The 20059-nt window shown below is 73.5% G+C and carries 21 protein-coding genes; 9 read left to right on the top strand and 12 right to left on the bottom strand.

What is annotated here, in order from left to right; genetic code table 11:
• Positions 1–87 precede the first annotated feature (87 nt).
• Positions 88–975, bottom strand: coding sequence for a SigB/SigF/SigG family RNA polymerase sigma factor (locus ACWCPN_RS22375; RefSeq protein WP_199209399.1), 888 nt, complete (start codon positions 973–975; stop codon positions 88–90).
• 244 nt (positions 976–1219) lie between these two features.
• Between ACWCPN_RS22375 and ACWCPN_RS22370 the strand changes: the two genes are divergently transcribed.
• Positions 1220–1630 (top strand): helix-turn-helix domain-containing protein, encoded by a 411-nt coding sequence (locus ACWCPN_RS22370; protein WP_365124376.1) that lies wholly within the window; start codon positions 1220–1222, stop codon positions 1628–1630.
• A 19-nt stretch (positions 1631–1649) separates the two neighbouring features.
• Here ACWCPN_RS22370 and ACWCPN_RS22365 read toward each other — a convergent pair whose 3' ends face one another.
• Positions 1650–2855 (bottom strand): epoxide hydrolase family protein, encoded by a 1206-nt coding sequence (locus ACWCPN_RS22365; protein WP_451208826.1) that lies wholly within the window; start codon positions 2853–2855, stop codon positions 1650–1652.
• 122 nt (positions 2856–2977) lie between these two features.
• Between ACWCPN_RS22365 and ACWCPN_RS22360 the strand changes: the two genes are divergently transcribed.
• The 3 genes from ACWCPN_RS22360 to ACWCPN_RS22350 all read left to right on the top strand — a co-directional run bounded on the left by ACWCPN_RS22360 (position 2978) and on the right by ACWCPN_RS22350 (position 5111).
• Positions 2978–3460 carry a VOC family protein gene (locus ACWCPN_RS22360; RefSeq protein WP_199209397.1) on the top strand — a complete coding sequence of 161 codons (483 nt, stop codon included), beginning with the start codon at positions 2978–2980 and terminating at the stop codon, positions 3458–3460.
• 105 nt (positions 3461–3565) lie between these two features.
• Positions 3566–4360 (top strand): VOC family protein, encoded by a 795-nt coding sequence (locus ACWCPN_RS22355; protein ID WP_451208823.1) that lies wholly within the window; start codon positions 3566–3568, stop codon positions 4358–4360.
• 46 nt (positions 4361–4406) lie between these two features.
• On the top strand, positions 4407–5111 hold the full coding sequence (locus ACWCPN_RS22350) for a ribonuclease H family protein (protein ID WP_451208820.1): 705 nt from the start codon (positions 4407–4409) through the stop codon (positions 5109–5111).
• Between the two features lie 28 nt (positions 5112–5139).
• Here the strand turns inward: ACWCPN_RS22350 and melC2 are convergent, their stop codons facing one another.
• A complete protein-coding gene (gene melC2, locus ACWCPN_RS22345; RefSeq protein ID WP_451208817.1) occupies positions 5140–5958 on the bottom strand; it encodes a tyrosinase MelC2 in 819 nt (272 codons plus the stop codon).
• 35 nt (positions 5959–5993) lie between these two features.
• Complete coding sequence (gene melC1 / locus ACWCPN_RS22340; protein WP_199209393.1) at positions 5994–6368, bottom strand: apotyrosinase chaperone MelC1; 375 nt, start codon at positions 6366–6368, stop codon at positions 5994–5996.
• A gap of 342 nt (positions 6369–6710) precedes the next feature.
• On the opposite strand from melC1, the gene ACWCPN_RS22335 reads away from it, so the two are divergent.
• The 5 genes from ACWCPN_RS22335 (at position 6711) to ACWCPN_RS22315 (ending at position 11753) form a co-directional block, all read left to right on the top strand.
• Positions 6711–7928 (top strand): FAD-dependent monooxygenase, encoded by a 1218-nt coding sequence (locus ACWCPN_RS22335; protein ID WP_451208813.1) that lies wholly within the window; start codon positions 6711–6713, stop codon positions 7926–7928.
• A gap of 83 nt (positions 7929–8011) precedes the next feature.
• Complete coding sequence (locus tag ACWCPN_RS22330; RefSeq protein ID WP_451208810.1) at positions 8012–9502, top strand: MFS transporter; 1491 nt, start codon at positions 8012–8014, stop codon at positions 9500–9502.
• Positions 9499–10137, top strand: a complete 639-nt coding sequence (locus tag ACWCPN_RS22325; RefSeq protein WP_451208807.1) for a TetR/AcrR family transcriptional regulator — start codon at positions 9499–9501, stop codon at positions 10135–10137. Before ACWCPN_RS22330 ends, ACWCPN_RS22325 begins: the two co-directional genes overlap by 4 nt.
• Before the next feature lie 91 nt (positions 10138–10228).
• The gene (locus ACWCPN_RS22320) at positions 10229–11212 is read left to right on the top strand and encodes an aldo/keto reductase (RefSeq protein ID WP_451208804.1); all 984 of its coding nucleotides are present in this window, start codon (positions 10229–10231) and stop codon (positions 11210–11212) included.
• A gap of 52 nt (positions 11213–11264) precedes the next feature.
• On the top strand, positions 11265–11753 hold the full coding sequence (locus ACWCPN_RS22315) for a DUF6328 family protein (protein WP_365124360.1): 489 nt from the start codon (positions 11265–11267) through the stop codon (positions 11751–11753).
• 179 nt (positions 11754–11932) lie between these two features.
• Here ACWCPN_RS22315 and ACWCPN_RS22310 read toward each other — a convergent pair whose 3' ends face one another.
• From ACWCPN_RS22310 to ACWCPN_RS22275, 8 genes are all read right to left on the bottom strand, one after another.
• Complete coding sequence (locus ACWCPN_RS22310; RefSeq protein WP_451208800.1) at positions 11933–12586, bottom strand: DUF2238 domain-containing protein; 654 nt, start codon at positions 12584–12586, stop codon at positions 11933–11935.
• Positions 12587–12696: 110 nt separating this feature from the next.
• Positions 12697–13122, bottom strand: coding sequence for an SsgA family sporulation/cell division regulator (locus tag ACWCPN_RS22305; RefSeq protein WP_199209389.1), 426 nt, complete (start codon positions 13120–13122; stop codon positions 12697–12699).
• Between the two features lie 121 nt (positions 13123–13243).
• Complete coding sequence (locus ACWCPN_RS22300; RefSeq protein WP_451208797.1) at positions 13244–14215, bottom strand: LLM class F420-dependent oxidoreductase; 972 nt, start codon at positions 14213–14215, stop codon at positions 13244–13246.
• Between the two features lie 49 nt (positions 14216–14264).
• Complete coding sequence (locus ACWCPN_RS22295) at positions 14265–15836, bottom strand: serine/threonine-protein kinase (protein ID WP_451208794.1); 1572 nt, start codon at positions 15834–15836, stop codon at positions 14265–14267.
• A gap of 218 nt (positions 15837–16054) precedes the next feature.
• The gene (locus ACWCPN_RS22290; protein WP_451209341.1) at positions 16055–17023 is read right to left on the bottom strand and encodes a threonine/serine dehydratase; all 969 of its coding nucleotides are present in this window, start codon (positions 17021–17023) and stop codon (positions 16055–16057) included.
• Positions 17024–17110: 87 nt separating this feature from the next.
• Positions 17111–18142: a polyprenyl synthetase family protein gene (locus ACWCPN_RS22285; RefSeq protein WP_451208791.1), complete on the bottom strand. Its 1032-nt coding sequence runs from the start codon at positions 18140–18142 to the stop codon at positions 17111–17113.
• Complete coding sequence (locus ACWCPN_RS22280) at positions 18139–19179, bottom strand: tetratricopeptide repeat protein (RefSeq protein WP_451208788.1); 1041 nt, start codon at positions 19177–19179, stop codon at positions 18139–18141. Before ACWCPN_RS22280 ends, ACWCPN_RS22285 begins: the two co-directional genes overlap by 4 nt.
• A gap of 152 nt (positions 19180–19331) precedes the next feature.
• The gene (locus ACWCPN_RS22275; protein ID WP_451208786.1) at positions 19332–20009 is read right to left on the bottom strand and encodes an AIM24 family protein; all 678 of its coding nucleotides are present in this window, start codon (positions 20007–20009) and stop codon (positions 19332–19334) included.
• Positions 20010–20059: the final 50 nt, after the last annotated feature.

Here is a 20059-nt window from a genome sequence, read left to right as displayed (position 1 = left end):
CACGGATTGCCCCGGAACGGACGTGAGCCCGGGCGCAGAACGCCCGGGCTCAGGTCTTGGTGGATGGTCAGGGGCTCAGGTGGATGGTCAGGCGCAGCCGAGTTCGCCCAGCATCCCCTGACGCAGTCGGGTGATGATCCGCTTGATCAGCCGGGACACGTGCATCTGGGAGCATCCCAGCCGCTCCCCGATCTCCGCCTGGGTCGCCTCCTCGACGAACCTCATGTGGATGATCTGCCGGTCGCGGTCGCTGAGCTCGTTCATGAGCGGGGCCAGCGCGTGGAAGTCCTCGACGAGCCGCAGGCCCTCCTCCTCCACGCCGATGAAGTCGGCGAGCACGGCCTCGCCGTCCTCGGGGCCGTCCCCGGTGAGCGCGGCGTCCAGCGAGGCGGAGTTGTACCCGTTGGAGGCGAGCTGGGCCTCGACCACCTGGGTCTCGGTGATGTTCATCAGAGTGGCCAGCTCGGCGACGGTCGGGTCCCGGTCCAGCCGGCTCGACAGCTCCTCGCGGGCCCGCGCCAGCTCGACGCGCATCTCCTGCAGCCGCCGCGGGACGTGCACCGCCCACGTGGTGTCGCGGAAGAACCGCTTGATCTCGCCCACGATGTACGGCAGTGCGAAGGAGGTGAACTCGACCTCGCGCGCGAGCTCGAACCGGTCGATGGCCTTGATCAGGCCGATCATGCCGGTCTGGACGATGTCCTCCATGTCGTCACCGCGGTTGCGGAAGCGGCCCGCCGCGAACCGCACCAGCGACATGTTCATCTCGATGAGGGTGTTGCGCGCGTACTGGTACTCGTGCGTGCCCTCCTCCAGCTCGGTGAGCCGGCGGAAGAACTGGCGGGACAGCTCCCGGGCGTCACGTGGCGCGATGGAGGCCGGGTCCGCGATGCCCGGCAGTGAAGTCTCCGCCGCCCTCTGCTGCTCGGTCCTCTCGACGACCTCTGCCTCCGACCGGATCCCGGCGGTTTTCATTTCCTCTCCCCACGTCAGTCACGGTTCGAGCCTGCCGCATCGGACTGTGGTCCGACCCCTGTGCATGTCGCGTCTCCCCCGCATACCCGGAATCCGGGTACGCATACCTGCTCACGGTGCTGCTCACGCGCCGGGTACCCCCGGTGATCGGATACATGCCTCTTTGGTCCCGGCTGATTTTCGCGCGTGGGGGAATCCGCGCGCGGTCCGGTGCCGACGGCCGTCGCGCCCCTAGGCTGAGGGGGTGACCGACCAGGTGAGCGACGAAGCCCGAGTGATCCCCCTGCGCCGTGAGCCGCGCCGTCCGGACGCCGCCGGCCCGGCGCCCGCCCGCCCCGGCGGGCCGCGGCCGGCGCCCGCGGAGCCCCTGTGGCGCGATCTGGTCGGGGACGTGCTGCGCCGCGAGCGGCAGGCCCAGGAGCGCACGCTCCGGGAGGTCGCCGACGCGGCACGGATCTCCCTGCCCTACCTGTCCGAGATCGAACGCGGCCGCAAGGAGGCCTCCTCCGAGGTCCTCGCGGCCGCCGCCCGCGCCCTCGGGCTGGGCCTCGGCGACCTCCTGTCGCGCACCGGGTCCGAGCTGGCCCGACGGACGAGCGCGGCTCCCCGCACCGGGCGCCGGGCGCCTTACCAGGGACTCTGTCTGGCGGCCTAGGGCCTGGCCGTGACCGTGATCAGACGGCCGTGCCCTCGCGCAGCTGCCGGAAGAACGCCCGGACGTCACCGACGATCAGGTCCGGCTCCTCCATGGCCGCGAAGTGCCCGCCCCGGTCGAACTCCGTCCACCGCACGATGTTCTCGGTCCGGTCCGCCTTGTGGCGCAGCGGGATCTGGGGTTCGGCCGGGAACAGGGCCAGGGCCGTCGGCACCGGGGACGGTTCGGCGGGCCGGGCGGCACGGCCGGCCGCGTGCGCGCGCTCGTAGTAGATACGGCCGGACGACCCGGCCGTGCCGGTCAGCCAGTACAGCATCACGTTGGTGAGCAGCCGGTCCCGGTCGACCGCCTCCTCCGGCAGCTCCTTGGAGTCGCTCCATTCCCGGAACTTCTCCACGATCCAGGCGAGCTGGCCGACCGGGGAGTCCGTCAGCGCGTAGGCGAGGGTGTGCGGACGGGTCGACTGGAGCACCGCGTATCCCGTGCTCTCCCGCGACCAGTCCTCCCACCGGCTCCACGACCGCAGCGCGTTGTCCCGTTCCCGCGGCGTGAGCCCTGCGAGCTCCTCCTCGGTGGGCGGGGCGACCGCCTGGGCGCCGGGCAGCAGATTGAGGTGGACGCCGGTCACCCGGTCCGGGTGGGCGCGGCCCAGCTCACGGGAGACGGCCGCGCCCCAGTCGCCGCCCTGCGCGCCGAACCGCTCGTACCCGAGCCGCCGCATCAGCTCCGCCCAGGCGTCCGCCACCCGCCCCGCCTCCCAGCCCGGCTCCGCGGTGGGCCCGGACAGCCCGAAGCCGGGCAGGCTCGGTACGACGACGTGGAAGGCGTCGGCCGCGTCGCCGCCGTGGGCCACCGGGTCGGCGAGCGGCCCGGCCACGTCCAGGAACTCCACGATCGAGCCCGGCCAGCCGTGGGTGAGGACCAGCGGGGTGGCGTCCGGCTCCGGGGAGCGCAGGTGCGCGAAGTGGATCGAGGCGCCGTCGATGGTGGTGGTGAACTGCGGCCACTCGTTCAGCCGCGCCTCGGCGGCACGCCAGTCGTACTCGTGCCGCCAGTACCCCGCCAGCTCCCGCAGATAGCCGGCCGGGACTCCGTACTCCCATCCGGCGCCCGGCAGTTCCGCGGGCCAGCGGGTGCGGTCGAGACGGTCGTGCAGGTCGTCGAGGTCGCTCTGCGGGACCGACAGACGGAAGGGCCGGATGTTCCCGGCGGACGAGGAGGTCATGATCGGGATGCTAGGCGCGGGCCGTGTTCACCCGTGCGGACCGTTCTCCGCCGCCACCGATGAGTTCCGGGTGGAGCATCGGTCGTCACAGGTGAACGCGTTCCACACCCCGGGAGGTACTCATGAACACGGACGGATTCACCACGTGTCTCTGGTTTGACGGCCAGGCCGAGGAGGCGGCGGAGTTCTACGTCTCCGTCTTCAAGAACTCCAGCGTCGGCCGGATCAGCCGCTACCCCGAGGGCAGCCCCGGACAGGCCGGATCGGTGATGAGCGTGGAGTTCACGGCCAACGGGCAGAAGTTCGTCGGCCTGAACGGCGGCCCCCAGTTCACGTTCAACGAGGCGATCTCGTTCCAGCTCCACTGCTCCGACCAGCAGGAGATCGACCACTACTGGAGCCGGCTCACCGAGAACGGCGGCGAGGGCGGCCCCTGCGGCTGGCTCAAGGACCGCTACGGCGTCTCCTGGCAGGTCGTCTACGACCGGCTGATCGACATGGTCTGCGAACCGGACACGGAGCGGGCGGAGCGGGTCACCCGCGCCATGATGAGCATGGGCAAGCTGGACGTCGCGGCGCTGGACAGGGCGTACGCGGGGGAGTAGCGCAGCCGGTGTCCCGCGCCCGGCGAGCGCGCCGGGCGCGGGATGACTAGCGTTCTGTACAGGGGCGGACCGATGCGGATCAGCCGAGCGGAGAGGGCCGCGACCATGGCCGTGCAACCTGAGGGAACGCCCTGCTGGGCCGATGCGATGTTCGGCGACCTCGAGGGCGCCAAGAACTTCTACGGCGAGGTCCTCGGCTGGAGCTTCGGCGAGTCGTCGTCGGAGTACGGCAACTACACCCAGGCGTACGCCGACGACCAGGCGGTGGCCGCCGTGGTGCCGCCGATGCCCGGTCAGGAGGGCCAGTCGCAGTGGTGCCTGTACTTCGCCTCGCCGGACGCCGCCGCCACCGCGGAGCGGATCCGGGACAACGGCGGAGAGGTGCTGATGGAGCCGATGCAGGTCGGCGAGTTCGGCACCATGTGCCTGGCCCGTGAGCCCAGCGGCGCCGTGTTCGGCGTGTGGCAGGCCGGCAGCCACGAGGGCTTCGACGCCACGGCGATGCCCGGCGCCTACTGCTGGGCGGAGGTCTTCACCCGCGACCCCGAACGCACGGACGCCTTCCTGACCGCCGTCTTCCCGTACCGGGCGAAGCGGATCGCGGACGACGCCGTCGACTTCCGCATGTTCGACATCGGTGCGGACACCGTCCTCGGCCGGATGCGGATGACCGACGACTTCCCGCCCGAGGTGCCGTCGTACATCAACGTGTACTGGACGGTGGACGACTGCGACGCGGCCGTGGCCCGGGCCGCCAAGCTCGGCGCCGTCCTGCACTTCGGGCCCATGACCAGCCCCTTCGGCCGGTTCGCGGCACTCAGCGACCCGCAGGGCGCCAACTTCTCGGTGATCGATGTCAAGACCACCGAGGGCGAGATGCCGCAGATCGCGGAGGACTGACCCGCGGCCGGGCGGGACCGGGTCCGGCGGCCGCCGGACCCGTGGCATGATCGGCCGTATGCGTGAACGTGTGGTGGCCGCGTGCGACGGGGCTTCGAAGGGAAACCCGGGACCGGCCGGATGGGCGTGGGTGGTCTCCGACGACGAGCGGACCGCGGCCCGCTGGGAGTCCGGCCCGCTGGGCCGGGCCACCAACAACGTCGCCGAGCTGACCGCTCTGGAGCGGCTGCTCGCCTCCGTCGACCCGGACGTGCCGCTGGAGGTCCGGATGGACTCCCAGTACGCGATGAAGGCCGTCACCACCTGGCTGCCCGGCTGGAAGCGCAACGGCTGGAAGACCGCGGCCGGCAAGCCGGTCGCCAACCAGGACCTCGTGGTGCGCATCGACGCGCTGCTCGACGGCCGGTCGGTCGAGTTCCGCTACGTCCCCGCCCACCAGGTGGACGGCGACCCGCTGAACGACTTCGCCGACCGCGCCGCCAGCCAGGCCGCCGTCGCCCAGGAGGCGGCCGGCAGCGCGCTCGGTTCGCCGGAGCCCCCGCCCTCGCCCGACACGCCGGTGGCCGGTGCGGCGCGGAAGAAGGCGCCCCGCCGCACCGGTGGCGGGTCGGCGGCCCGTTCCTCGGCCCGCACCATCAAGGCGAAGTTCCCCGGCCGCTGCCTGTGCGGCCGCTCCTACGCGGCGGGCGAGTCCATCGCCAAGAACGCGCAGGGCTGGGGACACCCGGAGTGCCGCACCGCGGACGCCTGACCGGCGGGGGCGCGGCCCGCGCCGGGCGTCAGCGGTCGAACGTGTAGAACCGCGTGTGGTCCAGCAGGTCGGCCGGACGCACGTCGTTCCAGGGCTTCATCGTCTCGTTCAGATCGACGACGTCGGGCGTCCCGCCCGCCGGCACGTATCCCGAGTCCGGGTGCCGTCGCTGCCACTGGGCCCACAGCTTGTCTATGTAGGCGTGGTGCAGCCAGAACACCGGGTCGTTGGGGGAGACACCGGTGGCCATCTGACCGCCGACCCACACGTGCACCCGGTTGTGCAGGTTCACTCCGCGCCAGCCCTCCAGGTGGTTGCGGAAGCCGTCCGAGGCGCTGTTGTACGGCGCCATGTCGTACACCGGCATCGCCAGCACCGACTCCACCTCCGCCGGCGTCGGCAGCTCGCGCACGCCGGTGCCCAGCGAGCGGCGCAGGAACGAACGGCCGTCCACCCGGACGCTGATCGGCCAGTCGCCGGCGGCGGCGAACGGGCCGTCCATCACCCGGCCGTCCGAAGCGCGCCCGGTACCGCCCAGGAAGTCCGGCGCCCACAGCGAGGCGCGCACCGTGCGGTCGGTGCTCCAGTCCCAGTACGGCAGCGCCACCGAGGGGTCGACCGCCTGCAGCGCCCGTTCGAAGTCCAGCAGGAATCTGCGGTGCCAGGGCAGGAAGGACGGGGAGCGGTGGCCGGTCCGCTCGCCCGTGTCGGTGTCGGACATGATGAAGCCGTTGTGGGTGCGGACGAACTCGTCGTAGCGTCCGCTGCGCTTGAGTGCGAGGACGGCGCCGGTGAACCGGCGCTTCTCGTCGGCGGTCAGATCGGCCTGGTTCTTGCGTACGGTCATGTGCGTGGTGCTCCGGAAAGTCCTTGCGAGGGCGGTCAGTTGGCGGGGAAGGGCAGCAGCGGGGCGCCCTGCAGCTCGTCCACCGCGGCGCGGGCGGCGGCGCGCGGGGTGGGCACCGGGTCGTAGTGGCTGACCACGCTGATCCAGGTGCCGTCCGCGTTGCGCATGAGGTGGAGCTGCACGCCGTCGACGAACACGGCGTAGCCGCCGCCGTGTTCGTGGTGATGGCCGCCGCCGTCCGACGGACGGCCCTGTATCCGGCGGCCCTTGTAGACCTCGTCGAAGGAGTCCGGTGCGCCGTGGTGGTGTTCGGCGGCCGGCGCGGCGGGCGCGGCGAGTGTGACGGCCGTGGCCGTGGCGGCGAGGGCGGCGGCCGTGGTGAGCGCGCGGCGCCGGGTGAGTTCGGGCATGCGGGACCTCCTGCGGGGAGCGACTGGTGACCCCGCATGCCTACCGGGCTTTCCGCGAGAGGGAGAAATCATCCGGAACCGGTTGGCTCCGATCCGGACAATTGGCCACATGTCGTGCAAGGTTGAACCAAGATGATCTTGCTGTGACGATGGCCCGCGACGTCGTGGAACGGGGAATTCCTTGCCCGAGCGGACGGCATTCCGGTGATCCTTCCCGCCGCGGGCCTCTTCGAGTGGCGCGGATCACCGCGCCAGGCTGACGCGATCCGCAAACCCGCCCCCGCGCCTGACTCCCTGCTACCCTGCGGTGTCGTTCGGACACGTTGAGTGATCGTCAGGGGTGTGCGCGTGAAGGTCGTCTGTGTCGGAGGCGGGCCCGCGGGCCTGTACCTCGCCATCCTGCTCAAGCGTCAGCACCCGTCCCACGACGTCACCGTCCATGAGCGCGACCCCGAGGGCTCGACCTACGGCTGGGGCGTCACCTACTGGCGCGGACTGCTCGACCGGCTGCACGCCCACGACCCCGAGACCGCGCGGGCGATCGAGGAGAGCTCGGTGCGCTGGAACCAGGGCGTGGCGCACATCCGCGGCCAGGTGGCCCGGCAGCCCGGCGACGAGGGGCACGGCATCGGGCGCCACCGCCTGCTCGAGATCCTCGCCGGACGCGCCCGCTCCCTCGGTGTACGGCTGGAGTTCGACAGCGAGGTCCCGGCCGCGGCCCTGCCGGAGGCCGACCTCGTCGTGGCGGCCGACGGCGTCCACAGCGCGCTGCGCACCGGGCGCGCCGCACACTTCGGCACCCGGCTCGAAGAGGGCCGCAACCGCTACGCCTGGCTCGGTACCACCAAGGTCTTCGACGCCTTCACCTTCGCCTTCGTGGAGACCGCGCACGGCTGGATCTGGGCCTACGGCTACAAGTACGACGACGGCCACAGCACCTGCGTCGTGGAGTGCGCCCCGGACACCCTCACCGGCCTCGGCCTGGACCGGGCGGACCGGGGTGAGGGGCTCGTGCTGCTGGAGAAGCTCTTCGCCGGGGTGCTCGACGGCCACCCCCTCATCGACCGCTCTGCGGCGTCCGGCGCCGCGCCGTGGCCCGCCTTCCGCACCCTGACCAACCGCACCTGGCACCACGGCAACCTCGTCCTGCTCGGCGACGCCGCCCACACCACCCACTACTCCATCGGCGCGGGCACCACCCTCGCCCTGGAGGACGCCATGTGCCTCGCCGGCTCGCTGCGCCGGCACGCCTCCCTCCCCGAGGCGCTGACCGCCTACGAGGGCCGGCGCAGGTCCGAACTGCTCTCGGCGCAGAGTGCCGCCCGCTACAGCGCCCAGTGGTACGAGAACCTGCCGCGCTACGTCGGGCTGCCCCCGCACCGGATGTTCGCCCTGCTCGGCCAGCGCCACTCCCCGCTGCTGCCCCATGTCCCGCCGCAGCTCTACTACGGCATCGACAAGGCGGCCGGCCAACTCGAGGTGCTGCGCAGGCTCAAGCGCTGGCTGGGCCCCCGGGCGGCCCGCGCCCTGCACGCCCGGTCGACGGCCGGCCGGCGCTGAGCCGGAGGCGTTGGTGAATGGCCATTCACCCGATAGGGTGAATTGTTATTCACCAACGCCCACACGCTGCCGCAGGAGCGCCGATGGACCAGCCAGCACCGACGTCCCGCCCCGGCACCGACGTCGCGCCGCCGCGCCTGCGGGACCGGCTCACCATCCCCGTGCTGGCCTCGGGCGGCATCCTCATGGCCGTCATGCAGACGGTCGTCGTCCCCTTGCTGCCGGACCTGCCGCGGCTCACCGGGGCGTCGGCGGCCACCGTCTCCTGGATGGTCACCGCGACGCTGCTCTCCGGAGCGGTGCTCACCCCCGTGCTCGGCCGGGCCGGCGACATGTACGGCAAGCGGCGGGTGCTCATCGGCGCGCTCGCCCTGATGACCGCCGGCTCCGTGATGTGCGCCCTGTCCTCCGACATCCGCGTGCTCATCGCGGCCCGCGCGCTCCAGGGTGCCGCCGCCTCCGTCGTCCCGCTGTCCATCAGCATCCTGCGGGACGAGCTGCCGCCGGAGCGCCGCGGCTCGGCGGTGGCGCTGATGAGCTCCACCGTCGGCATCGGCGCCGCGCTGGGCCTGCCGCTGGCCGCGCTGGTGGTGCAGTACGCCGACTGGCACACCATGTTCTGGCTCACCAGCCTCCTCGGCGCGCTCGGTGTGACGGCCACCTGGTGGGCGGTCAAGGAGTCCCCGGTGCGGGAGCCGGGCCGCTTCGACGTGCTGGGCGCGCTGGGCCTGGCCGTCGCCCTGGTGAGCCTGCTGCTCGGTGTGTCGCAGGGCGGCCAGTGGGGCTGGGGCAGCCCTCGTGTGCTCGGGCTGTTCCTCGCCGCGGCCGCCGTCCTCGCCCTGTGGTGGTGGCATCAGCTGCGCACCGAGCGGCCCCTGGTGGACCTGCGCCTGGTCACCCGGCCCCGGGTGGGCCTGTCCCATGTGGCGGCCATGCTGACCGGATTCGCCTTCTACGCCAACTCGCTGGTGACCGCCCAGCTCGTGCAGGCGCCGAAGGCCACCGGGTACGGCCTCGGCCTGTCGATCGTCGCCACCGGCCTGTGCCTGCTGCCCGGCGGCGTCACCATGCTGCTCTTCTCGCCGCTGTCCGCCCGCATCTCGGCCTCCCGCGGACCGCGCGTCACCCTCGCCCTCGGCGCCGCCGTCATCGCCTGCGGCTACGCGCTGCGCGTCGCCGACAGCCGCGACCTGTGGATGATCATCCTCGGCGCCACGGTGGTGGCGACCGGCACCACCCTCGCCTACTCCGCGCTGCCGACCCTCATCCTGCGCGCCGTGCCGGCCGCCCAGACGGCCTCCGCCAACGGCGTCAACGTCCTGATGCGCACCATCGGCCAGGCCACCTCCAGCGCCGCCGTCGCCGCCGTGCTCGTCCACCACACCAGCCTCGTCGGCGGCCTCCCGGTGCCCACCCTGCACGGCTACCTGCTGGCGTTCACGATGGCGGGCGCCGTCGCCCTGATCGCCTGCGCCGCCGCCCTGTCCATACCGGGCGACGGGCCCGCCGGCGGCACCGGGCGCGCCCGCGGTGCCACCCGGGGCGCCCGCGACGGGGCGCTGGAGGGAGCATGAGTGCCGTGAGCACCCCATCCGGCCCCCGGGCAGCCGCACCGGCGCCCCGCGAAACCGCCCCACCGTCCCACGGGACCGCCCCCGCGCGGCGTGACGCCGAGGCCACCAGGGCCGCCATCCTGAAGGCCGCCCGCCATCTCCTGGCCCGGCACGCCCACGCCGACATCACCCTGAGGGCGGTCGCCGAACGGGCCGGGGTCAGCCCGCCGCTGATCCTGAAGTACTTCGGCAACAAGGACGCCCTCTTCGCCCGCGTGATGTCCTTCGACACCGACGCCGACGACCTGCTCGACGCGCCCCTGGAGGAGCTGGGCCGGCACATGGTCCGGCACGTCCTGGTCAGCCAGCGCGACCGCGGCGCCGACCCGCTGGTGCGGATCGCCTTCGCCCCCCTGCACGGCGACCACGGCGAGGTGCTGCGCGCCAACTTCCGCGCCCAGGTGACCGAGCGCCTCGCGGCCCGCCTCACCGGCCCCGACCGGGGACTGCGCGCCGAACTCGCCGTCGCGGGCCTGCTCGGCCTCGGCGTGATGTACGGCGTGGCCCGCGGCCCGCACCTGCGCGGGACCGATCTCGACGCCATCGCCGACCGCTACGGCCCCCTCGTCCAGGCCCAGTTGAACCCCCGGAGCTGACGTCCCCGGCGGCCCCGGGGCGTCCGGCGCCGTCCGCCACCGGAACCACCCGGTCCGGCGGTCCGGCAGGCCGGATGACAGACTGGACGGTATGGACGAACGCGTGATGGACAGGTCGGGACAGTGGGCGTCGGTCGTCGGACTCGGCACCTGGCAGCTCGGCGCCGACTGGGGCGAGGTCGACGACAAGGAGGCCCTGTCCGTCCTGGAGGCGGCGGCCGAGTCCGGCGTCACCTTCTTCGACACGGCCGACGTGTACGGCGACGGGCGCAGCGAGGCGACCATCGCCACCTTCCTGAGCAGCCGGCCCGACCTGCACGTGCTCGTGGCCACCAAGATGGGCCGCCGGGTCGAGCAGACCCCGGAGAACTACGTCCTGGACAACTTCCGCGCCTGGAACGACCGGTCCCGCCGCAACCTCGGCGTCGACCGCGTCGACCTGGTGCAGCTGCACTGCCCGCCGGCCTCCGTGTACTCGTCCGACGCGGTGTTCGACGCCCTCGACACCCTGGTGGCCGAGGAGCGCGTGGCGGCGTACGGCGTGAGCGTGGAGACCTGCGCCGAGGCGCTGACCGCGATCGCCCGGCCGAACGTGGCGAGCGTGCAGATCATCCTCAACCCGTTCCGCATGAAGCCCCTCCTGGAGGTGCTCCCGGCGGCGCGGGAGGCGGGCGTCGGCATCATCGCGCGGGTGCCGCTCGCCTCCGGCCTGCTGTCCGGCAAGTACACCAAGGACACGGTCTTCGCCGCCGACGACCACCGCACCTACAACCGGCACGGCGAGGCCTTCGACCAGGGCGAGACCTTCTCCGGCGTCGACTACGCCACCGGCGTGGAGGCGGCCGCCGAGTTCGCCGCGCTCGCTCCCGAGGGCTTCACCCCGGCCCAGCTCGCCCTGCGCTGGATCATCGAGCAGCCCGGCGTGACCACGGTCATCCCCGGCGCCCGCAACCCGCAGCAGGCCCGCGCCAACGCGGCCGCGGCCAAGCTGCCGGCCCTGTCCGGGGCGACGTACGCCGCGATCCGCGAGCTGTACGAGCGCCGCGTCCGGGAACAGGTCGAACACCGCTGGTAGTCACGGCGAAGCCGACCGTTTGAACGAATGTTCACCCGGTTAAACGGATCGCATGACGCACGAGGGCCGGCGCACGGGCCGCGACGAGACCGAGGAGGAGCGGGCCGACCGGATGTGGGGTGAACTCATCCAGGAGGTCCGCGTCGCCCAGACGGGCGTGCAGATCCTGTTCGGTTTCCTGCTGACGGTGGTCTTCCAGCCGAAGTACGCGACGCTGGCCCGCACCGATCAGCTCATCTACATCGTGACCGTCGTCCTGGGCGCCTGCGCCACCGGCGCCCTCATCGGACCGGTCTCCCTGCACCGCCTCGTCTCCGGGCGGCGGGTCAAGCCGCAGGCGGTGCGCATCGCCTCCCGGCTGACCTTCGTCGGCCTCGTGCTGCTGCTCGCCACGATGACCTCCTCGCTGCTGCTGATCCTGCGGGTCGCCACGCACGACGGCTATGTTCCCTACCTGGTCACCGCCGTGGTCGCCTGGTACCTGGTGTGCTGGTACGGGCTGCCCCTGTGGGCGCGCCGCCGGCACACCGGCGGCGACTGACCCGCCAGGGCCTGTCTGACAATTCGCGTCGTCGCCCGCAGGGCGGCCGCGCGGCGTCAGGCGCGTGCTCTCGCCGTGTCGGACTCGGACCCTCGTACTGGACGTACTCGGGTCCGGGTCCGGCGCGGCGAGAGGGCGTGCATGGCGTCGCGCGGCAGACGGGAATTGTCAGACAGGCCCTAGCCCGCGGTCCGCGCCGCCAGGGCCGCCAGTTGGCGGTCGTGCGCCCTGCCGAGCAGCAGCAGCGACAGCACCGCCCCGATCAGCGCGCAGAACATGTCCCACTGGGTGTCCCAGACGTCCCCCTGGGTGGCGAGGAAGGCGTCCGCGCCGTGACCGCCGATCTCGGCGGCCGCCCACTCCAGCAGCTCGAAGCAGGCGCTGAAGGCGAGACAGGCGCACACGGTGAGCGGGGCCAGCCAGCGGCTGCCGCGCAGCGGCGAGGTGCGGACGAGCAGTTCACGCACCAGGACGGCCGGGACGAAGCCCTGCATCAGGTGCCCGAACCGGTCGTACGGGTTGCGGGACAGGCCGAGGCCGTCCCGGACCCAGTCGCCCAGCGGCACCTGCGCGTACGTGTAGTGGCCGCCGACGGCCAGCACCAGCGCGTGCGCGGCGAGCAGCCCGCACAGCAGTCCGGTCAGCGGGAAGCGCCGCCAGACCAGCACCACCAGGGGCAGTCCGGCCAGCGCCCAGAACGTCTCCAGGAACCAGGTGGTCCGGTCGTGCACGTCCCACGCCGACGCGGCGAGGCCCACGGCCACCACACCGACGTACAGGGCGGGCGGCACACGGCGTGGCGCGGGGAGCGGGGCGGGGCGCACTGCGGTCATGGCGGGGCTCCTTGCCGGAGGGGTCGCGGAACTCGACGGAGCCCCATCCTGCGGCCGGCGGACCGGCGCGGACATGAGTACGGCTACTCAGCGCACCCCCGGCCCGCCGCTCAGCCCGTGGAGAGGATCTCCGCCAGCAGCTCGTCCACCTGGACCTCCTCCTGCCCGGGCGGCACCACTTCGCGGGTCTCGTGCAGGAACGCGGCGATCGCGGGCGCCCAGGCGTACACCACCGCGTGGTGACGGCCGCCGTCGGCCCGGTAGTCGCCGAGGAACTCCATGCGCAGCTCCCGCCACCGCCCGGCGGATACCGGCCGCAGCCGGACGTCGCCCACCCCGACCGCACCGGTCAGCCCGTCGGAGAGCATCTCCCGGTCCAGCCGCCACCGGGCCAGCACCCGGCCGTCGTGGCCGAACGCGGCGGTGACGGCGAACGGGTCCTCGGCGTCGTAGCTCAGATGGGCGAGCACCGGACACCGGGCGGTGCCCTCCGCCTGGAGCTGCACCACCAGGGTCTTGTGCACGAAGCGGTTCACCAAGGTCCTCCGGAAGCAATCGGCCTAGGGACCTCTAGTACCCCGTACGGGCCTGAAATGCTCATCCTTCCGGCGCAATCCGAACCGTGTCCGTTTCCGCCCTTCCCGCGCCCCGCCCGCGTCAGGCGAACTCCTCGCGCAGGGCGGGCAGCAGGGTCTTCGCCGACCAGTCGATGAACTCCGGCTGCGAGTCGCCGCCGATCTGCACCAGGGCGACCTCCCCGAACCCGGCCTCGGCATAGGGCCGCACGGCCTCGACGAAGGCGTCCGGGTCGTCGCCGCAGGGGATGGCGGAGGCGACGTCGTCGGCCGTCACGAACCGGGTCGCGGCCTCGAAGGAGTCCGGGTGCGGCAGTTCGGCGTTCACCTTCCACCCCAGGCCGAACCAGCGGAACTGCTCGTGCGCCCGCTCGATCGCGGCGTCCCGGTCGGGGTCGAAGCACACCGGCAACTGGCCGACCCGGGGCTTTCCGGCGCCGCCGTGCCGGTCGAAGGCCTCCAGCAGGTCCTTCTTCGGCTCGGTGGCGATGACCAGGTCGGCGAGATGCCCGGCGAGCGCGCAGGACTGCTCGCCGGAGACGGCGAGGCCGATCGGCGGCGCCTGCTCCGGCAGGTCCCACAGCCGGGCCGACTCCACGTCGTAGTGCGTGCCGTGATGGGTGACATGGCCGCCCTCGAACAGGGCGCGGATGATCTCCAGCGCCTCTTCCAGCATCTCGTGGCGCACGTCCACCGGGGGCCAGCCGCCGCCCACCACGTGCTCGTTCAGGTTCTCGCCCGCGCCGAGCCCGAGCCGGAACCTGCCCTCGGTCAGCAACTGCATCGTCGCCGCCTTCTGCGCCACCACCGCGGGGTGGTAGCGGACCAGCGGGCAGGTCACATAGGTCATCAGCGGGATCCGGGACGTGGCCTGCGCCGCGGCGCCGAGCACGCTCCACGCGTACGGCGCGTGGCCCTGGGAACGCAGCCACGGGAAGTAGTGGTCCGAGGTCACCGAGAAGTCGAAGCCCGCCTCCTCGGCCCGCACCACGTGGTCCACCAGGTCCCGGGGGCCGGCCTGCTCGGTCATCATCGTGTATCCGATTTGCACCATGGGACGCGAGTCCCCGGGCTGCCGGAGCGAAAACGGCCGGGTGCGCCGGTCAGTCCTCGGGCTCGCGGAAGGTTTGCAGGAAGGTCTTCAGGGCGATCGTGCCGTCGGCGTCGCCCCAGTCCGCGGCCGGCGTGGTGTACCGCAGCGAGAAGCCGCGCCCGCCGCCCAGCACGAAGCCCCGCCCGAGGGTGTGCGTCCGGGCGGCGCCGGAGCCCGCCACCCATTCCAGGTCGGCGGCCCGGTGCGTCCGGTAGGTGAGGGCCCGCAGGGTGCCGATCCGGTGGTAGCCGGGGAGGCGTGCCAGGGCCGGCTCGACCTCGTCGCGCCACACGGCGACCGGGTCCGGCCCGACGCGCTCGCTGTAGGTGACGGCGAGCGTGGGTGAGGCGGCGCCGGTGCCGAAGGTGACGCGGTAGGCGTCGTCGGCCGCGCGCGTGGTGGCCTGCCGCTTCCAGCCCGCCGGCAGCGCCACGGAGAACCCCTCCGGAGCGGTGTAGCGCCGGTAGCCGGCGGGCAGGGCGGGGGAGCCGCCGGGGCCGCGGGTCGCGGTGGGGACCGGGCCGCCGTCGCCGGCGGGGCCGGGCGGCGGTGCGGCCGTGGCGGTGGTCCGGGAGGGGGCGGCCGCGGTGGAGGTGCCGGGCAGGCGGTGGGTCACGGCCAGCACGGCGGCCGCGACCGTGACGACGGCCAGCGCGGTCCCGGCCATCATCAGCCGCCTGCCCGGAGCCGGGGCGGCGTGCCGCACGGCCGCGTACGCGTCGCGCAGCCGCGGGGCGGGCGCGGGGCACCGGTCCGCGTCGGAGTCCGCGTCGAGGGCCCGGACCAGGGCGTCCCGGACGACGCCCCGGTTCAGCCGCTCACGGCAGTTCTTGCGCAGCAGGCCCTGCACGGCCTGGGTGAGCGGGCCCGTGCGCAGCGGGGTGCGCAGCGGCAGCCGGTCCACCGCCCGCAGGGTGGCGTCGGGCCGGCCCCGGTCGCGGAAGGGCGGGCGCCCCTCGACCATCGTGTAGAGGATCGCCCCCAGTGCCCACATGTCGGCGGCCGGTCCGACGCGCTCGTCACGGGCCTGCTCCGGCGAGGCGTACGACGGCGCCGTCAGCCGCGGCGCCAGCGTGGTGCCCGCCAGCCCGAACCCGGCCACCAGGACCGGTCCGCCCTCCCGGACGAAGACCTGGCCGGGGCTCAGCTCACCGTGGGTGATGCCCTCGTCGTGCGCCGCCTGGAGCACGTCGAGGATCTCCAGGCCCAGCCGTGCCGCCCGGACCGGGTGGAACGGCCCCTCCCGGTCCAGGAGTTCGCCGAGCGGCGTGCCCTCGATCCGGTCCGTGACCGTCCACAGGGTGCCCGCCTCCACGACGGCGTCGACGACGGTGGCGACCCGGCCGGGGCACAGCAGCCGCATGATCTCGGAGGTCCGCACCACCCTGGCGGTGGCGCGCCGCACGGTGTCGGCGTCAGCGGTCTCCGGCAGCTCGGTCCGCGCCATCAGCCGGGGCTGGCCGGACGCGACGTCCTCGGCGTGCCACCACAGCCGGTTCGCCTCGCGGGCGAGGACCTCGAGCAGCCGGTACCGGCCGGCGACCAGCTCGTGTGCGGAGACGTGCGCCTTGACCATGGTCATCCCTCGCTGAGACCCCTGACTCGACTTTCCCAGAGGTACGCGGGGTGCGCCGGGGTGCGTTCAAAGGATCCGCGACTGAATCCCCGTTCCTGCCTTTTATTCAACGCGTCGACGGGCCGGCGGGTTTACGAAGACGGCGTGCGGCCGGGCATCGACCCGCGGGTTACCGAAGGTATACGCCCGGCTGTTCGGCTCGTTCCCCGGCCGCGGCGACGGGTTCAGAGCAGCCCGAATCGGTCCGCCCAGCCGAAGAGCTCCCCGGGTGCCGCGTTGCCCCCGCACACCACGAGCCCGAGCCTTGCTCCGCCGCCGACGCGGTCCAGCACCCGCCGCGCCGCCGGAAGCAGACAGCCGGCGGCCGGTTCGGTCCAGAGCTTGGCCCGCTCGGCGAGGTCCAGGCAGCCGCGCACCGCCTCCCGGTCCGGGACCACCAGGACCTCCTCGACCAGCGCCGACACATGGTCGTACGTCAGTCGCGACACCGAGGGCGCGCTCAGCGTGGTGACGAGCGAGGACACCGGCATCCGGCGGGGACCGCCCGCCCTGAGCGCGCCCGACATGGCTTCGGCGCCCTCCGTCTCCACGCCCCACACCCGCACCCCCGGGCAGCGGGCGCGCAGCGCGGCCGCCACACCGGCGATCAGACCGCCGCCGCCCACGCTGACCAGGACGTCCGTCGGCCCCTCGGCGCCGGCGGCGTCCTCGGCCAGCTCCAGACCCACCGTTCCCTGCCCGGCGATCACCACCGGATCGTCGAACGGGTGGACCAGGGTCAGCCCCTCGTCCCGCAGGTCCATCACCAGCCCGAAGGCGCTGTCCATGCCGTCGGTCAGCCGCACCGACGCCCCGGCCGCCTCGGCCAGCCCGATGGACCGCGCGGGCGCGGTACGCGGCATGACCACGGTCGCCTTCACGTCCAGGGCCGCCGCCATCTCCGCGACCGCGATCCCGTGGTTGCCGCCGCTCACCGCCACCACGCCGGCCGCGCGCTCGGCCTCGCTCAGCGACAGCAGCTTGGCCGTCGCGCCGCGCGCCTTGAACGAACCGGTGCGCTGCAGCAGTTCGAGCTTCGCGGTGACCGGGGCGCCGAGCAGGTCCGTGAGTCCGGGGCTCGGCACGGTCGGCGTCCGTACGACGTGGCCGGCGATCCGCGCCGCGGCTGCTTCGATGTCCGGGAGGCCGATCAGGCTGGTCAAGGTAGTTCACCTTCCCGGCGCGGAACGGGGAACCGCGCCGTCGGAACCCTGACCCGCGGACACGCGCGAGGTCAACTCTCAGTGGTCGCGGTCCGTCAGATGGTCCAGCAGGCCGAGCAGCTCTCCCGCGGCGTCCGGCGCCCCCGGCAGCCCGGAGACCAGCTCCCGGGCGACGGCCGTGTGCGCGCGGGCCTCCGCCAGCGCCGCCACCCGGCCGCCCGCCTCCTCGATCAGCGCGGCCGCCTCCTCGGGCCGCCCCGCGGGGCCGAGCAGGGCGGGCAGGTGGCGGGCGGCGGGGGAGCCGAGGGCGAACAGCACCGGGAAGGTCTTCTTGCCCTCCCGCAGATCGCCGCCCACCGGCTTGCCGGTGACCGCCGGGTCGCCCCAGACGCCCAGCACGTCGTCCACCAGCTGGAAGGCGACGCCCAGATGCCGTCCGGCCCGGTCCAGCGCGGTGACGGCCGGCTCCCCGGCGCCGCCGAGCGCGGCGCCCAGCGCGGCGGCGCAACCGAGCAGCGCGCCTGTCTTGTGCTCCGCCATCGCCCGGTACTCCCCGGGTGTCACACGTCCGGGACCGGCGCACGGGCGGGTGGCGAACAGCAGGTCGTCGGCCTGCCCGCGCACCAGGTCGGCCAGGGCGGCGGAGAGCAGCCGGACACCGCCGGGACCGCCGGGCGCCGCGGCCAGCGTCTCCACGGCCAGTGCGAACAGGGCGTCCCCGGCGAGCACCGCCGGACCCGTGCCGTACGCCTTCCACACCGCGGGACGGCGGCGCCGGGTCGCGTCGCCGTCCATGATGTCGTCGTGCAGCAGGGAGAAGGCGTGCACCAGCTCCACCGCGACCGCCGCGGGGACCCCGGCCCGCCCGTCGGTCCCCGCCGCCTCGGCGCCGAGCACCGCCAGCGCCTGGCGCACCCCCTTGCCGCCCGGCGCGGCGGCGGGCGCACCGCCCACCTCGCACCAGCCGAAGGAGTAGGCGGCCATCTCGGCCACCCAGGGATGCAGCCGCCCCACCGCCTCCGCCAGGGCCGGACGCACCAGCGCCCGGCAGCGGTCGAGGGTGCCCACGGCCGAGGGCGGTGCCTGCACCGCCGGGGGGAGCGCGCTCACCGTACGGCCTCCGCGTCCAGGCCGAACTCCCGCTGCGCCCGGGCCACCATCTCCCGCGCGTGCCGCAGCCCCGCGCGCTCCAGCACCCGGGCCAGATCGGCCAGTTCGGCCGCCGTCTCGGCGCGGTCGCGGCCCAGGTGGGCCAGCGACTTGGCGAGGCCGAGCCGGGACAGCGCCTCACCGCGCGGCTCGCTCATCGCCCGGAACTCCTCCAGGGCCAGCTCGTACAGCTCCCGGGCCTCGGGGTAACGGCCGGCGCGGTAGAAGACGTTGCCGCGCATCTTGTGGTTGTAGGCGAGCGCGCTGGAGAGGTTCATCGCCCGGCAGGTGGTCTCCGCCCGCGACAGCAGCCCCAGTGCCCGCTCGGTGTCGCCGTCGCGGACCGAGACGATGTCGGCCAGGCCGCGCAGCGCCCAGGCGTGGCCGCGCCGGTCCTCGGCCCGCTCGGCTATCTCCGCCGCCTCCTCGAACAGTGTGTACGCCCGGTCGTGGTCGCCGGTGTTGCGGTGCATCTGCGCGATGCCCTCCAGCGCCCACACGGTGTGCCGGGCCTCCCCGCGCCTGCGGGCCTCGGCGAGCAGCTGCTCGTGCAGCCGGCCGACCGCCTCGTAGTCGCCCTGGATGCGCCCGGTCTCCGCGAGGCCCGCCAGCGAGTAGCCGCGGACCACGACGTCGCCGCCCCGCTCGCCGAGTTCGGCCGCGAGTCCCAGCAGCCGCCACGCCAGCGGGAACGCCCCGCGCTGCCGGGCGAGGGTGCCGCCGCTCCACAGGGCCCACGCCATCGCGGCCGTGTCGCCCGCCTCCCGGGCGGCGCGGTAGCTCGCCTTCCAGGCCTGGTCGGCGTCCCGCACCCGGCCGAGCCGCCGGTGCGCCTCGGCGACGGCGAGCCCGCAGCGGGCCGCCTCTCCGGCCCGGCCGGACCGCTCGGCCTCGCGCAGCCGCTCGGTGCCCTCGGCCAGCACGTCGACCAGCGAGGAGTTCACGGACAGTGTGGTCAGGGCGCCCTGGTACTCCGGGGCGAAAGCCTTGCCGTACATGTATGCCCTTCTATACACGAAGTGTATACACGGTGTGTATAGCACACCGGAAAGGTGCCCCGGCCCGCAGGCCGGGGCACGGTCTGTCGTGGGTCAAGACGCCGGTGCGCGAGGCGGGGTTGCCCGTGCGGCGCAGATCACTTCACGGGGCGTCAGTGCTGCTGCGCCTTCTGCGGCGTCGCCTCGCTCGGCCGCACCACGACGAACCCCTCGCCCTGGAGCATCAGTTGCACCGCCTCGCCCGAACCGCCGCGCAGCATCGAGCCCAGGGACTGCGAGCGGTGCAGCGAGGTCCGCAGGTTCGCGGTCCAGCCGACCACCGCGTCGGTGTCGACGTACACCGGGTGCTGCGCCGAGACGGGTATCACCAGCGGGTTGCCCTCGCAGACCAGGCCCAGCCGGCCCCGTCCGCTGAACACGCTGTTGAAGAGGCCGCCGCCGGCGATGCCCGAGCCCTTCACGGTCTTGATCTCGTACGACAGCGAGGCGTCGAAGCACAGCACGTTGCGGCCGTTGACCGTGAACAGGTCGCCCGGCTCGACCTCGACGATGAAACAGTTCTGCGCCTCGTGCGCGAACCAGACCTCACCCTGGCCGCGCACCGCCATCAGGGGCAGTCCCTCGCCGGTGACCGCGCGCTTGAGCATCCCGCCGACGCCCTGGCCCTTGCGCTCGAACTGGAGGCTGCCGCGGTGGGCGATCATCGCGCCCTGGCGGGCGTGCATCTCGCCGTTCACCGCGTACTTGATGCACTTGGCGTTCTCGACGGTCATGCCGGCCTCGACGGCCGGCCGGACCACGTGCTCACTGGAAAAGAGGGAACCCTTCATGCGGGGCATGGTGTCCCGGACGCACTCGTTCCGCCAAGATCGCGGCCCGA

It is taken from the genome of Streptomyces sp. NPDC002386 (genome assembly GCF_053593175.1).
The sequence above is the reverse complement of the archived record's forward strand: the minus strand, read 5'-3'. Positions and strand labels throughout refer to the sequence as shown.

Bases quoted from the DNA above. Each gene is read 5' to 3' on its own strand.
- melC2 (WP_451208817.1), bottom strand. From the start codon at position 5,958: ATGACCGTACGCAAGAACCAGGCCGATCTGACCGCCGACGAGAAGCGC.
- ACWCPN_RS22295 (WP_451208794.1), bottom strand. From the start codon at position 15,836: ATGACCATGGTCAAGGCGCACGTCTCCGCACACGAGCTGGTCGCCGGC.
- ACWCPN_RS22280 (WP_451208788.1), bottom strand. From the start codon at position 19,179: ATGTACGGCAAGGCTTTCGCCCCGGAGTACCAGGGCGCCCTGACCACA.
- ACWCPN_RS22375 (WP_199209399.1), bottom strand. From the start codon at position 975: ATGAAAACCGCCGGGATCCGGTCGGAGGCAGAGGTCGTCGAGAGGACC.
- ACWCPN_RS22310 (WP_451208800.1), bottom strand. From the start codon at position 12,586: ATGACCGCAGTGCGCCCCGCCCCGCTCCCCGCGCCACGCCGTGTGCCG.
- ACWCPN_RS22365 (WP_451208826.1), bottom strand. From the start codon at position 2,855: ATGACCTCCTCGTCCGCCGGGAACATCCGGCCCTTCCGTCTGTCGGTC.
- ACWCPN_RS22330 (WP_451208810.1), top strand. From the start codon at position 8,012: ATGGACCAGCCAGCACCGACGTCCCGCCCCGGCACCGACGTCGCGCCG.
- melC1 (WP_199209393.1), bottom strand. From the start codon at position 6,368: ATGCCCGAACTCACCCGGCGCCGCGCGCTCACCACGGCCGCCGCCCTC.
- ACWCPN_RS22360 (WP_199209397.1), top strand. From the start codon at position 2,978: ATGAACACGGACGGATTCACCACGTGTCTCTGGTTTGACGGCCAGGCC.
- ACWCPN_RS22300 (WP_451208797.1), bottom strand. From the start codon at position 14,215: ATGGTGCAAATCGGATACACGATGATGACCGAGCAGGCCGGCCCCCGG.
- ACWCPN_RS22320 (WP_451208804.1), top strand. From the start codon at position 10,229: ATGGACGAACGCGTGATGGACAGGTCGGGACAGTGGGCGTCGGTCGTC.
- ACWCPN_RS22355 (WP_451208823.1), top strand. From the start codon at position 3,566: ATGGCCGTGCAACCTGAGGGAACGCCCTGCTGGGCCGATGCGATGTTC.
- ACWCPN_RS22315 (WP_365124360.1), top strand. From the start codon at position 11,265: ATGACGCACGAGGGCCGGCGCACGGGCCGCGACGAGACCGAGGAGGAG.
- ACWCPN_RS22350 (WP_451208820.1), top strand. From the start codon at position 4,407: ATGATCGGCCGTATGCGTGAACGTGTGGTGGCCGCGTGCGACGGGGCT.
- ACWCPN_RS22275 (WP_451208786.1), bottom strand. From the start codon at position 20,009: ATGAAGGGTTCCCTCTTTTCCAGTGAGCACGTGGTCCGGCCGGCCGTC.
- ACWCPN_RS22325 (WP_451208807.1), top strand. From the start codon at position 9,499: ATGAGTGCCGTGAGCACCCCATCCGGCCCCCGGGCAGCCGCACCGGCG.